Below are 11,949 nucleotides of genomic sequence, written 5' to 3' on the forward strand. Positions count from 1 at the left end.
ACATACAACCAAAAGGAGCGATTTTGATTTGCATACATTACAAACAACAATCATAGACAAAGTGAACAGTCCCGCAGACGTGAAGACACTGAACCTCGTTGAGATGGAACAATTGGCTGGAGAAATCAGGTCTCTTGTATTGAACAAAGTCAGCCAAGTCAGCGGCCACGTCGGACCGAACCTTGGCGTTGCCGAATTGACGATTGCCTTCCACCATATTTTTGATTCACCAACGGACAAAATCGTCTGGGATGTTTCCCATCAGTCCTACCCTCACAAAATTCTTACCGGACGCAAACACGGCTTCGTCGACAAAGAAAACTTCCATTCCGTCACAGGCTACACTTCCCAGCACGAAAGCGAACACGATTTCTTCACGGTGGGGCATACCTCCACATCCATCAGCCTCGCTGTCGGCATGGCTAAAGCAAGGGATCTGAAGAAAGAAACAGGAAATGTCGTTGCCTTGATCGGGGACGGTTCCTTGAGCGGTGGGCTGGCCTTCGAAGGTCTGAACAACGCTGCAGAATTGGGGTCCAATCTTATCGTTATCGTCAACGACAATGAAATGTCCATCGATGAGAATTTCGGCGGCCTCTACCGTTCCTTGGCCGAGCTGCGTGCGACAAATGGGGAAGCCGCCAACAATCCTTTCAAAGCACTGGGCTTCGAGTACCGCTACGTCGAGGAAGGAAACGATTTGGCGAAAATGATCGAAACCTTCCGCGAAATCAAGGACTTTGACCATCCACTTGTGCTCCATGTCCACACCGAAAAAGGCCACGGCTACGAAAAAGCCACTCAGGAAAAAACGAACTACCACTGGCGGTCTCCTTTCAACCTGGAAACAGGCGAAAGCTTGAGAAAGTCTGCCGGGGAATCTTACAATTCCATCATCATGGATCATCTAATCAAAAAAGTCGATGAGGATGAAATGAAGCTGGCTGCCATCAATGCGGCCATACCGGGAATGTTCGGCCTGAATGCGTTCAAAGCCGCGCATCCAGAGCATTATTTCGATGTCGGCATCGCGGAAGGTCACTCGATCACATTCGCCGCAGGCTTGGCTTCGCAAGGCGTAAAACCGGTCGTCTTCCATTCGAGCACCTTCCTGCAACGAGCCTATGACCAACTATCACACGATTTGGCCATCAATGAATTGCCGGCTGTCCTGATCATCGGCGGCGGGAATATATCTGGCGGAGCGGTAACGCATCTGGGACTGTTCGACATTCCATTGATCAAGAGCATCCCTAATTTCAACTATCTTGCGCCGACAAGCAAGGAAGAACTGCTTGCGATGCTGGATTGGGCTCTGCACCAGGAAAAAGGACCGATCGCCATCCGATTGCCGAACGGACCCGTCATATCCAGAGAAAATACACTGGCCGACTTCCAATCGCCAACTTATGAAATAATCCGGAAAGGCAAACGAGTGGCAGTCCTGGCATTGGGTTCTTTCCTTTCCCTCGGCGAACGAGTCGCTGAGCAAATGAAGGCTGAAACCGGTGAGGACATCACCGTGATCAATCCGCGTTCCATCACCGAGGTCGATGCAGATACGCTGAAGGAACTGGCAGCAACCCATAAGCTGATCGTAACACTTGAGGATGGTTCCTTGGCTGGAGGCTTCGGCGAACAGATTGCTTCCTTCTATGGGGCCTCAGCTGTCAAAGTTTTGAACTTCGGCGCGAAAAAAGCATTCACGGACAATGTTCCGCTTGAAACACTCTATGAAGAATTCCATCTGACACCTGAATGGATTGTACGGGACATCCTGGATACATTGACATAGACTGATTATTATTTGATGAAACAACAAAACCATGCAAGCAGACGTTGCTCATCAGCGTTTGCTTGGATGATTTTTTAGCTTATTCGGAAGTCACTCCGTTCGGTTAACGCAACTCAAGTCGGAATGGCTAACATTTTAATGGGACAGGCTTTCCTCAGAATCCTTCAGATTGCCTTCGAAGCTTTTGATTTTTCCGTTCAGCCTTTCGATCGTTTCACTGATTTCCTTCTGTTTGACAAGCAGTTGATCTCTTTCCCTGATCAAAATATTTTTGCGCGCTTCATCCGATTGCGTCCCATTTCTGAACAATGTCGTATACTCGATCAGCGAATCGACCGACATTCCCGCACTTCGCATGCATTTGATGAAATCGATCCAACCAAGATCATCCTGTTGATAATCCCGTACCCCGCCATTTTTCCGGGTAACCGGAGGGATCAGGCCTTCACTTTCATAATAACGCAGCGTCGCGGCTGTTAGTCCTGTAATTTTTACTGCTTCAGATATATTCATAACTTCATCACCCTTTCTCGCATACAGTATACAACAAAAGGACAAGGTTGGCGCCAAAAGAAGTCTGAAAGATCTCCCACCCACAGTGGTTTCTTTCAGACTTCTTTTTTTGATCATATATAGGAAAATTTAAATTTATGCCTCGGAATTACCTACAGAGCAACTGTTGCTGCCGTTGGAATTTCCAGGTTGTCGCTGGACAAGTCCAAACCGTTCGTTTCGATCACTTTCTTGTACCAGTAGAATGATTTTTTCTTGGACCTTTCCAGAGTACCGTTGCCTTCATCATCGCGGTCTACATGGACGAACCCATAACGCTTGCTCATTTGACCAGTGCTGGCGGCTACCAGGTCGACACAGCCCCAAGTCGTATAGCCCAGCAACTCGACCCCATCGATTTCGACGGCATCTGTGAAAGCTTCGATATGCTTACGCAGATAATCGATCCGGTATTCATCATCCACGAAACCATTCTCATCAGGTACATCGACCGCGCCCAACCCGTTTTCAACGATGAACAGTGGCTTCTGATAGCGGTCATACATTTGGTTCAATGAATTGCGCAGACCCATCGGATCGATTTGCCAACCCCACTCGGAAGAAGGCAAGTTCGGATTCTTGATGGTCGCAAAGATGTTACCGGTCGTTTGTTGATAATCCTCGGCGTAGGCGCTGACTGTCCGAGAGGAGTAGTATGAGAAGGAAACGAAATCCACCGGCGCAGAAGCCAGGATGTCTTTGTCCTCCGGCTCCATCATGATCTCCAAGCCTTCCCGCTCAAACTTTTTCAGGGCATAATTAGGGTATTTCCCGCGCGCCTGGACATCGATGAAGAAATAGCCTTCACGGTCGCGGTCGATCGCTTCCTTATAGTCTTCCGGGCGGCACATGTAGGGATAATGATTCCCACCGGCCAACATGCAGCCCACTTTGTTTTTCGGATCGATCTCATGTGCGATCTTAGTGGCGGCTGCACTGGCGACCAACTGATGATGGGCAGCCTGATATTTGACTTGATTTTCGTTCTCGCCCTCTTCAAATACTATGCCGCCGCCTACGAAAGGTTGGTGGAGCAGAATATTGATCTCATTGATCGTCAGCCAGTAATTCACCAATCCTTTATAACGCGTCAACACGGTTCTTGCATATTTGGTGTAAAAAGCAATCAATTCGCGGTTACGCCATGAGCCATATTGTTTGATGAGATGCAAAGGCACATCGAAATGAGCGATCGTGACTAAAGGTTCGATGTCATACTTCCGCAGTTCCTTGAAAACCTCTTCGTAAAAGCGCAATCCTTCCTCATTCGGCTCCTGATCGTCGCCGTTCGGAAAAATTCTGGACCAGGATAAGGACATCCGATAAACTTTGAATCCCATTTCTGCGAACAGTTTGATGTCTTCCTTATAGCGATGGTACATATCGATCCCCTCTTTTGCGGGATAATAATGCTCCTCATCCCACTCCAGCATTTTTTGCTTGCCGGCCGCAATCAGCTTGCGATCTGGTCCGGTCGGCATAACATCAACGTTCGATAGCCCTCTCCCGCCTTCAAGGACGCCTCCTTCTGCCTGATTGGCGGCACTTGCTCCGCCCCATAAAAAATCTTTTGGTAATACCATACTTTAAATTCCTCCTGATTAAATGTGAACCGTCAGCATCACATTGTTGCTATTTTTAATTCCCAGAGCATCGTGTTTCACGTCGCTGTAGTTGCCTGCATTCGTTACGACCACTGGTGTTTGGGTCACGTAACCGGCTTCGCGGATGCTTTCCAGATCGAAGGTCAACAAAGTCTGACCTTTCTTGATTTTATCCCCTTGCTTGACATGTGCTTCGAAAAATTTCCCGTTCAATTCAACGGTGTTCAAGCCTACATGGATCAGCAGTTCCACGCCATCATTGGACAGAAGACCGATGGCATGCTTTGTCGGGAACAGACTGACTACTTCACCGTCGAAAGGCGCAATAACTTTTCCTTCAATAGGTTCAAAGGCTACGCCTTTACCCAACATTCCTTCAGAAAAAGCTTCATCCTGCACTTCAGATAACGTCAACATTTCTCCGTTGATTGGACTGTTGATGCTGACAGATGCAACTTGGATCGTTTGAGTCGCTGTGGTTTCATTCGCTTCGCCAACTACCACAGCCGCTTTCTCATATTTCAAACTCAGCAGGTAGGTTGCGATGGCTGTCGTTACTGCACTGATTGCGATTGCAATGAGGATATTGTACAAGTTGGAAATATCTTCCCCGATGTACAAAGGAATCGCCGGCAAACCGGATGAACCTGTCGCATATCTCGAAGCGCCGCTCAAACCAGCATACAATCCACCCGCGCCCCCACCGATCATCGTTGCGATCAGCGGATATTTCTTCGGCAAAGCGATACCGTACAACGCGGGCTCGGTGATCCCCATCAACGCAGTGATCCCTGCTGACGTACCCAGCAACTTCTCGGACTGGACCTTGGTTACACGGCTAGTGACCAGTGCGGCAACGCCTGTCGCGATATTCGAAACCATCGCACCCGGCCCAAAAATATTTGCATATCCCACAGAAGTCAACTGGATGACATCCAGCGGGCCGACGCTTGTGTGGATACCGAACATAACCATGATCGGCAAAAGTGTTCCGACAATGACCGCAGGTGCCCAAGGAGCCACGCCCCGGATGATTTCAAAGCCTAAAGCGATAAATTCACCAGCATATGATCCGATCGGTCCGACAGCTACCAATGCCACGATACCCGTCAACAATATCGTGAACATCGGAACAAACACGATCTTGACTGCATTTGGAATCACGCGATTAAAGAATTTTTCGATATAAGATTGAACGATCACGATTAGCAAAATCGGAATAACGCTGGATCCGTAATTCACCAGACGCATCGGCATAGCAAAGATTTCCACTGGATTCCCTTCCGTGATCAATCTTGCCATATTCGGGTGCAGCAGCACACCGGCTAAAGCCATCGCAAGATAAGGACTGCATTTCAATTTTCTGGCCGCAGTGGAAGCCAACAGGAACGGCAGGAAATAGAAAACAGCATCCGCCATAAAATTGATTACGAAATACGTTTGGCTCTCATTGGAGATAACTTTGAATAATACCAATAATGCAAGCAAAGCTCTGATCATACCGGCTCCACTTATCGCAGGGATGATTGGGGTGAATGCTGAAGAAATGAATTCGACAGCCATAAGGGCCACATTTTTCTTTTCGTTTTCCGAAGCGGCGACAGACTCGGTCATTACACCCGACAATGACTGCATTTCATCATATACCTCGCTGACATGCGTGCCGATCACAACCTGAAATTGCCCTCCGCTGTTGATGACACCCGCAACTCCGTTCAATGCTTTCAATTCCGCAACATTTGCTTTTGATGCCTCATAAAGATCAAAACGAAGTCTGGTCTGACAATGAATCAGATTGCGGACATTTTTCTCTCCTCCAACCAATCCAACGATGTCTTTGGCTAACTGTTCATACTTTTTGCTCATCTGGGAAACCCCTCTCTTTTTTTGAATAGCGCGCTTTCGCTTTACATATCGACTATACTTCTTGAGAGGAGCGCTTACAATACATTGAAGCCAAGTCGGAACAGCGTTTCGCGGAAACAACCAACTTCATTGGAATACGCGAAATAATGCGAAACGTTTTCATAAAATTTCATAACTGCAGAAGCTTTCTGATATAATACTTTCTGGAGCATACTGTTACTGTAGAAAATAAATGCCACTGGAGGTTCTTCCATGAAACTTATTCAAAAAATCGAAGACTATACGATATTATATAAAGACTCCCGTTCGCAAATAGCTGAATTTTTAATCCAAAACAAAGATGACCTTAACGAATATTCAATGAATGATATATCCAAACAAACCTTTTCATCGAAAGCGACTTTGGTCCGTTTTGCAAAATCACTGGGATTCAGCGGCTGGAAAGAACTGATCAAGACATTGATAGAAGAAATCCGCTATGAAGAGAAGCATTATTCCGCCATCAGTCCCAATATCCCATTCGACAAAAATGATTCTTTCCAGAAAATCATTCAAAACATCTCCACAGTCCAAATCGAAAGCATCAATGACACCGCCGACCGCATCGATACCGCTGCTCTTGAAGAGGCTGTAGGGAAACTGATCAGCGCGAACAGAATCGTTGTGCTGGGAATGAGCCCGAATAACCTGCTGGCAGAAATTTTCCGACGAAAAATGGCCACGATCGGAAAAATTGTCGAAGTGGCTCCTCCTGGCGAAATCGGTATAATCGCTTATTCCCTGACCAACAAGGACGCCGCCATCGTCATCTCGTACTCAGGAAATGATGTCTCCCGGGAACCGATGAAATTCATACCGGATATGAATTCAAAAGGTGTGAAACTCATCGGTATAACAAGCGATGGGTACAATTATATGAGACAGGAGATCGAAACCGTTCTGACCATTTCCTCCAGGGAGGGACTCTACAAAAAGATCAGCAATTTCTCTACCGAAGAATCGATACTGTTCATTCTAAATGTGCTCTATGCTTGCTTCTTCTCGAAAGAATATATAAAAAACTACACCTATAAACTAAAGAATTCGATAAAATTGGAAGAATCCCGCCGCATAAGACAAATGGATCTGAAGGAATAATTTGCTTTCCTGGTAATAGATGCAAAAAAAACTTTCGTCGGAATCTATCTTGATTGCGACGAAAGTTTTTATATTCAGGAGAAGTCTGTCTCGCTCTTCCCTACCCAATTGCACGATTTCGACTCAGGTTAACTCCAGATAAAACGGAATAATGTCCACAAAAGTACCATCGTCCATTTTGAAGCCACCCGGAATGGTCCCCAACTCTTTGAAACCCAGCTTTTTGTAAAGGCTGATTGCACCCTTATTGTCGGCTACTACAGCATTGAACTGCATGATGCGGAACCCTGCCTGCTTAGCCACCTCCAACGAATGCACCACAAGTTTTTCGCCAATGCACTTCCCTCTTTGGTCATCCTTGACAGCGTAAGAGGCATTCGCGATGTGGCCGCAACGTCCGATGTTGTTCGGATGAAGAATATACAAACCAACTATTTCGCCATCCTCTTCCGCAACGCCAGTCAACGTCTGTTCCGCGAAAAAGACTGCCGCTTCCTTCATTGATAAGCCGTTTTCTTGCGGGAAATACTGGCCTTCGATAACGACATGATTCCAAATACTAGTCATAGCAACCAATTCATTGTTGCTATATTTCCTGATAACGATACCCATCACCCTACCCGCTTTCGCATACAAATTCACTGGTTATATTATAACCCACAACACGATTCGCTATACAAAAAAAATAAACCTACAACGATGAAATCATCGTCGTAAGCTTATTTGTATGATACCGGCGGCCGGGGTCGAACCGGCACGCCCTTGCGGGCACTGGATTTTGAGTCCAGCGCGTCTGCCAATTCCGCCACGCCGGCATGATATGAAGAATGCAATTTTCCATCTTACTTGTACTTATGGAAAGGCGGTAACCGGATTTGAACCGGTGATAGAGGTTTTGCAGACCTGTGCCTTACCACTTGGCTATACCGCCGAGATGTTGCTATTTGAAAATATTTGAAAAAACTGGGCTAGCTGGATTCGAACCAACGAATGACAGAGTCAAAGTCTGTTGCCTTACCGCTTGGCGATAGCCCAATAAAGAGGGCGACCGATGGGAATTGAACCCACGAGTGCCGGATCCACAAACCGGTGCGTTAACCACTTCGCCACGATCGCCATGATATTAATTTAAAAAACAGGGGTAGTAGGACTTGAACCCACACTGACGGTTTTGGAGACCGTAGTTCTACCTTTAAACTATACCCCTATGGTGCGAAATTGAAATTTAATCCAAAAAAATGGAGGGAGGCAGATTCGAACTGCCGAACCCGAAAGAGCGGATTTACAGTCCGCCGCGTTTAGCCACTTCGCTATCCCTCCAACATATAAAAAATGGTCCGAGACGGATTCGAACCGCCGACACCTTGAGCTTCAATCAAGTGCTCTACCAACTGAGCTATCAGACCAAAATAAAATTTAAAAAACGGCTCCGACGGGATTTGAACCCGCGATCTCCTGCGTGACAGGCAGGCATGTTGACCCCTACACCACGGAACCAATGGAGGTTGACGGGATCGAACCGCCGACATTCTGCTTGTAAGGCAGACGCTCTCCCAGCTGAGCTAAACCTCCATAATGCTGGTAATAATGATCCGTACGGGAATCGAACCCGTGTTACCGCCGTGAAAGGGCGGTGTCTTAACCGCTTGACCAACGGACCAAGATATTTATTATATTGGGAATACGGAGAGTAAGGGATTCGAACCCTTGAGACAGTTTAACCCGCCTACACGATTTCCAATCGTGCTCCTTCGGCCGCTCGGACAACTCTCCAAGTTCCGATAAAATCTTATTCATATCAAATGCATGAGACTTAACCGAAAAACTCCGCAAGTAGGACTCGAACCTACGACATCATGATTAACAGTCATGCGCTACTACCAACTGAGCTATTGCGGAAAAGCAAAAAGCGCGGCAACGTCCTACTCTCACAAAGGGAAACCCTTCACTACAATCGGCGCTAAGAAGCTTAACTTCTGTGTTCGAGATGGGAACAGGTGTGACCTTCTTGCCATCGTCACCGCACATTTTTCAAGAGAACGTTGTTCTCTCAAAACTGAATCTACAAATTTAAAGGGAACCCGAAAACACCGCTTGAGTTTTCATCTTTTAAAAATTGGTTAAGTCCTCGACCGATTAGTATTGGTCCGCTCCATACATCGCTGTACTTCCACTCCCAACCTATCTACCTGATCATCTCTCAGGGGTCTTACTCACTTAAAGTGATGGGAAATCTCATCTTGAGGGGGGCTTCACGCTTAGATGCTTTCAGCGTTTATCCCGTCCACACATAGCTACCCAGCGATGCTCTTGGCAGAACAACTGGTACACCAGCGGTGTGTCCATCCCGGTCCTCTCGTACTAAGGACAGCTCCTCTCAAATTTCCAACGCCCGCGACGGATAGGGACCGAACTGTCTCACGACGTTCTGAACCCAGCTCGCGTACCGCTTTAATGGGCGAACAGCCCAACCCTTGGGACCGACTACAGCCCCAGGATGCGATGAGCCGACATCGAGGTGCCAAACCTCCCCGTCGATGTGAACTCTTGGGGGAGATAAGCCTGTTATCCCCAGGGTAGCTTTTATCCGTTGAGCGATGGCCCTTCCATGCGGAACCACCGGATCACTAAGCCCGACTTTCGTCCCTGCTCGACTTGTAGGTCTCGCAGTCAAGCTCCCTTCTGCCTTTACACTCTACGAATGATTTCCAACCATTCTGAGGGAACCTTTGGGCGCCTCCGTTACATTTTTGGAGGCGACCGCCCCAGTCAAACTGCCCGTCTGACACTGTCTCCCTGCTCGCTAAGAGCAGCGGGTTAGAGTGGTCATATCACAAGGGTAGTATCCCACCGTTGCCTCCTCCGAGACTGGCGTCCCGGTATCATTGGCTCCTACCTATCCTGTACATGTGATACAAACACGCAATATCAAACTGCAGTAAAGCTCCATGGGGTCTTTCCGTCCTGTCGCGGGTAACCAGCATCTTCACTGGTACTATAATTTCACCGAGTCTCTCGTTGAGACAGTGCCCAAATCGTTACGCCTTTCGTGCGGGTCGGAACTTACCCGACAAGGAATTTCGCTACCTTAGGACCGTTATAGTTACGGCCGCCGTTTACTGGGGCTTCAATTCAAAGCTTCGCTTGCGCTAACCTCTCCTCTTAACCTTCCAGCACCGGGCAGGCGTCAGCCCCTATACGTCATCTTTCGATTTTGCAGAGACCTGTGTTTTTGATAAACAGTCGCTTGGGCCTATTCACTGCGGCTGACCTTGCGGTCAGCACCCCTTCTCCCGAAGTTACGGGGTCATTTTGCCGAGTTCCTTAACGAGAGTTCTCTCGCACACCTTAGGATTCTCTCCTCAACTACCTGTGTCGGTTTGCGGTACGGGCAGTTACTTTCTCACTAGAAGCTTTTCTTGGCAGTGTGACATCAGGAACTTCGCTACTAAATTTCGCTCCCCATCACAGCTTGTCCTTAAGAGAAAAAGCATTTCACTCGTTCTCAGACTTGCTGCTTGGACACACATTTCCGATCGTGTGCATTCCTTAGCCTCCTGCGTCCCTCCATCGCTCAAACAAAAGCAACTGGTACAGGAATATCAACCTGTTGTCCATCGCCTACGCCTATCGGCCTCAGCTTAGGTCCCGACTAACCCTGGGAGGACGAGCCTTCCCCAGGAAACCTTAGTTATTCGGTGGACGGGATTCTCACCCGTCTTGCGCTACTCATACCGGCATTCTCACTTCTAAGCGCTCCACCAGTCCTCACGATCTGGCTTCGATGCCCTTAGAACGCTCTCCTACCACGGAACCCGAAGGTTCCATCCACAGCTTCGGTGATCTGTTTAGCCCCGGTAAATTTTCGGCGCAGGGTCACTCGACTAGTGAGCTATTACGCACTCTTTAAATGATGGCTGCTTCTGAGCCAACATCCTAGTTGTCTATGCAACCCCACATCCTTTTCCACTTAACAGATACTTTGGGACCTTAGCTGGTGGTCTGGGCTGTTTCCCTTTTGACTACGGATCTTATCACTCGCAGTCTGACTCCCGGATCTAAATCAATGGCATTCGGAGTTTATCTGAATTCGGTAACCCGAGAAGGGCCCCTAGTCCAAACAGTGCTCTACCTCCATGATTCGCATATCCGAGGCTAGCCCTAAAGCTATTTCGGAGAGAACCAGCTATCTCCAAGTTCGATTGGAATTTCTCCGCTACCCACACCTCATCCCCGCACTTTTCAACGTGCGTGGGTTCGGTCCTCCAGTGCGTATTACCGCACCTTCAACCTGGACATGGGTAGGTCACTTGGTTTCGGGTCTACGACCTCATACTTATTCGCCCTATTCAGACTCGCTTTCGCTGCGGCTCCGTCTTTGCAACTTAACCTTGCATGAAATCGTAACTCGCCGGTCCATTCTACAAAAGGTACGCCATCACCCATTAACGGGCTTTGACTACTTGTAGGCACACGGTTTCAGGTACTGTTTCACTCCCCTTCCGGGGTGCTTTTCACCTTTCCCTCACGGTACTGGTTCACTATCGGTCACTAGGGAGTATTTAGCCTTGGGAGATGGTCCTCCCGGATTCCGACGGAATTTCTCGTGTTCCGCCGTACTCAGGATACTGGTAGAGCTGATTTGGATTTCGCATACGGGGCTATTACCCTATTTTGCGCAACTTTCCAGTTGGCTTCTGCTATCCATTGCAGTCTCATGTCCCAGTCCTACAACCCCAAAGAGCAAGCTCTTTGGTTTGGGCTTTTCCCGTTTCGCTCGCCGCTACTAAGGGAATCGAATTTTCTTTCTCTTCCTGCAGGTAATGAGATGTTTCAGTTCCCTGCGTGTTCCTCGATACACCTATGTATTCAGTGTAACGTAATATCCTATCAAAGATATTGGGTTGCCCCATTCGGAAATCTCCGGATCAAAGCTTACTTACAGCTCCCCGGAGCATATCGGTGTTAGTCCCGTCCTTCATCGGCTCCTAGTGC

6 protein-coding genes, 12 tRNA genes and 2 rRNA genes (1 of these 20 running past the window's edge) are annotated in these 11,949 nt (G+C 47.9%); 2 read left to right on the top strand and 18 right to left on the bottom strand.

The annotated features are described in order from the left end of the window. The first annotated feature begins 28 nt into the window (after window positions 1-28). Entirely contained in the window at window positions 29-1,795 is a 1,767-nt protein-coding gene (locus AC0J5I_RS14860; protein WP_475301591.1) for a 1-deoxy-D-xylulose-5-phosphate synthase, read from the top strand. A 135-nt stretch (window positions 1,796-1,930) separates the two neighbouring features. Here the strand turns inward: AC0J5I_RS14860 and AC0J5I_RS14865 are convergent, their stop codons facing one another. From AC0J5I_RS14865 to AC0J5I_RS14875, 3 genes are all read right to left on the bottom strand, one after another. Further along, window positions 1,931-2,308, bottom strand: coding sequence for a MerR family transcriptional regulator (locus tag AC0J5I_RS14865; RefSeq protein ID WP_475301595.1), 378 nt, complete (start codon window positions 2,306-2,308; stop codon window positions 1,931-1,933). A 152-nt stretch (window positions 2,309-2,460) separates the two neighbouring features. Next, window positions 2,461-3,930 (bottom strand): 6-phospho-beta-glucosidase, encoded by a 1,470-nt coding sequence (locus AC0J5I_RS14870; protein WP_475301600.1) that lies wholly within the window; start codon window positions 3,928-3,930, stop codon window positions 2,461-2,463. 18 nt (window positions 3,931-3,948) lie between these two features. Next, window positions 3,949-5,817: a beta-glucoside-specific PTS transporter subunit IIABC gene (locus AC0J5I_RS14875; RefSeq protein ID WP_475301604.1), complete on the bottom strand. Its 1,869-nt coding sequence runs from the start codon at window positions 5,815-5,817 to the stop codon at window positions 3,949-3,951. A gap of 252 nt (window positions 5,818-6,069) precedes the next feature. On the opposite strand from AC0J5I_RS14875, the gene AC0J5I_RS14880 reads away from it, so the two are divergent. Beyond that, entirely contained in the window at window positions 6,070-6,954 is an 885-nt protein-coding gene (locus tag AC0J5I_RS14880; RefSeq protein ID WP_475301607.1) for a MurR/RpiR family transcriptional regulator, read from the top strand. Between the two features lie 123 nt (window positions 6,955-7,077). On the opposite strand, the gene AC0J5I_RS14885 is transcribed toward AC0J5I_RS14880, so the two are convergent. The 15 genes from AC0J5I_RS14885 to AC0J5I_RS14955 form a co-directional block, all read right to left on the bottom strand. Beyond that, the gene (locus AC0J5I_RS14885; RefSeq protein ID WP_475301611.1) at window positions 7,078-7,521 is read right to left on the bottom strand and encodes an N-acetyltransferase family protein; all 444 of its coding nucleotides are present in this window, start codon (window positions 7,519-7,521) and stop codon (window positions 7,078-7,080) included. A 164-nt stretch (window positions 7,522-7,685) separates the two neighbouring features. Continuing rightward, a tRNA-Leu gene (locus AC0J5I_RS14890) sits at window positions 7,686-7,769 on the bottom strand. A gap of 45 nt (window positions 7,770-7,814) precedes the next feature. Continuing rightward, window positions 7,815-7,885 (bottom strand) — tRNA-Cys (locus AC0J5I_RS14895). Window positions 7,886-7,917: 32 nt separating this feature from the next. Next, window positions 7,918-7,989: transfer RNA gene (locus tag AC0J5I_RS14900), tRNA-Gln, on the bottom strand. A gap of 8 nt (window positions 7,990-7,997) precedes the next feature. Beyond that, window positions 7,998-8,070: transfer RNA gene (locus AC0J5I_RS14905), tRNA-His, on the bottom strand. Window positions 8,071-8,090: 20 nt separating this feature from the next. Next, window positions 8,091-8,161, bottom strand: a tRNA-Trp gene (locus AC0J5I_RS14910). A gap of 32 nt (window positions 8,162-8,193) precedes the next feature. Further along, window positions 8,194-8,274 (bottom strand) — tRNA-Tyr (locus tag AC0J5I_RS14915). 13 nt (window positions 8,275-8,287) lie between these two features. Then, window positions 8,288-8,360 (bottom strand) — tRNA-Phe (locus AC0J5I_RS14920). An 18-nt stretch (window positions 8,361-8,378) separates the two neighbouring features. Continuing rightward, window positions 8,379-8,451: transfer RNA gene (locus AC0J5I_RS14925), tRNA-Asp, on the bottom strand. A 2-nt stretch (window positions 8,452-8,453) separates the two neighbouring features. Then, a tRNA-Val gene (locus AC0J5I_RS14930) sits at window positions 8,454-8,526 on the bottom strand. A 16-nt stretch (window positions 8,527-8,542) separates the two neighbouring features. Beyond that, window positions 8,543-8,614 (bottom strand) — tRNA-Glu (locus AC0J5I_RS14935). A 24-nt stretch (window positions 8,615-8,638) separates the two neighbouring features. Beyond that, a tRNA-Ser gene (locus AC0J5I_RS14940) sits at window positions 8,639-8,727 on the bottom strand. A gap of 52 nt (window positions 8,728-8,779) precedes the next feature. Beyond that, window positions 8,780-8,853, bottom strand: a tRNA-Asn gene (locus AC0J5I_RS14945). A 10-nt stretch (window positions 8,854-8,863) separates the two neighbouring features. Further along, window positions 8,864-8,979, bottom strand: a 5S ribosomal RNA gene (gene rrf, locus AC0J5I_RS14950). Window positions 8,980-9,070: 91 nt separating this feature from the next. Beyond that, window positions 9,071-11,949: ribosomal RNA gene (locus AC0J5I_RS14955) — 23S ribosomal RNA — on the bottom strand (it continues 35 nt past the right edge of the window).

The organism is Trichococcus sp. TS_SC_9, from assembly GCF_056156325.1.

Excerpts from the sequence above, each read along its gene's own strand:
- AC0J5I_RS14875 (WP_475301604.1), bottom strand. The coding sequence starts at position 5,817 with ATGAGCAAAAAGTATGAACAGTTAGCCAAAGACATCGTTGGATTGGTT.
- AC0J5I_RS14885 (WP_475301611.1), bottom strand. The coding sequence starts at position 7,521 with ATGACTAGTATTTGGAATCATGTCGTTATCGAAGGCCAGTATTTCCCG.
- AC0J5I_RS14880 (WP_475301607.1), top strand. The coding sequence starts at position 6,070 with ATGAAACTTATTCAAAAAATCGAAGACTATACGATATTATATAAAGAC.
- AC0J5I_RS14870 (WP_475301600.1), bottom strand. The coding sequence starts at position 3,930 with ATGGTATTACCAAAAGATTTTTTATGGGGCGGAGCAAGTGCCGCCAAT.
- AC0J5I_RS14865 (WP_475301595.1), bottom strand. The coding sequence starts at position 2,308 with ATGAATATATCTGAAGCAGTAAAAATTACAGGACTAACAGCCGCGACG.